This window comes from Collinsella vaginalis, assembly GCF_900176655.1.
Classification (GTDB): Bacteria; Actinomycetota; Coriobacteriia; order Coriobacteriales; family Coriobacteriaceae; genus Collinsella; species Collinsella vaginalis.
In genome coordinates this window covers 1-1,002 of sequence record NZ_LT838864.1, presented here as the reverse complement: position 1 = coordinate 1,002, position 1,002 = coordinate 1, and the positions used below count along the sequence as shown (strand labels likewise).

At 72.2% G+C, this 1,002-nt stretch carries 1 protein-coding gene; it reads right to left on the bottom strand.

The window, feature by feature from the left end:
• Nucleotides 1–939 (bottom strand): shikimate kinase (locus tag CAP13_RS09500; RefSeq protein ID WP_281249017.1); only part of this gene is annotated, 939 nt, incomplete at its 3' end.
• Between the last annotated feature and the right edge of the window lie 63 nt (nucleotides 940–1,002).

Here is a 1,002-nt window from a genome sequence, read left to right as displayed (position 1 = left end):
CCGCGCGAGGACCTGCGACTCGGCCGCGCGGAAGGCGTCCTCGCCATGGCGCTCGAGGTAGGCGGCGCAGCCCATGCCGAGCTCGCGCTCCAGCTCCTCGTCGACATCCACGTGCGGGCGCCCGAGGATGCCCGCGAGCGCGCGACCCACATGGGTCTTACCGGCCCCCGGCATACCGATCAGGGCGATGTTCTGCTCGGTGGCAGACAGGCGCCGCGTGAGGCCGGCCACCGCAGCGTCATCGACCGCCCGTCCCGTGTAGACCTCGATCGCCTCGGCGGCTTGGGCCACGAGCATGAGGAGGCCGCCCACATGGGGGAGGCCGCGCCTCTCCGCCTGCATCAGAAGGTCGGTGAGCGCCGGGTTGTAGACGATGTCGGCGACGGCTTTGAGGTTCGGCAGGTCGTCAAGGGAGCAGGGGCTCGCTGGGCAGTTGGGGCTCATGCCCACCGGCGTGGCGTTCACGAGGAGATCGAACCGGGGGCCCGCGGTGGGGAGCTCATCGTAGGTGAGGGAGCCGGGGTCGTCAGGGTCCGCCCGGCGCCCCATGAAGCTCACCTCGGCGCCGAGATCGGCGAGGACCGCGGCGCAGGTGCTCCCCGCACCGCCGTGTCCGAGCACGAGCGCGCGCATCCCAGCGACATCGATGCCGAGCGACGCCACGAGCGCGCGGAACCCCGCGTAATCCGTGTTGTCGCCGCGCAGGCCACCATCGGGCAGGCGGGTGATAGTGTTCACGTTTCCCAGGCGCTGCGCGGCCTCGCTCAACTCGGAGAGGTGGGGGAGGACCGCCCGCTTGTACGGGATCGTGACGTTCACGCCCTCCCAGGCGTCGCCGGCGAGGAAGCCGGCGAGGTCCTCGGGCTCGACCTCGAAGCGCCGGTAGTCCATGTCGGCAAGCTCACGGTAGATGGCGGGGGTGTAGCTGTGGCCGAGCACGCGCCCGAGCACGCCGTAGGGCCGGGCACCGGGTGCACCCGACCCCGCAGCGGCCCCCCGCCC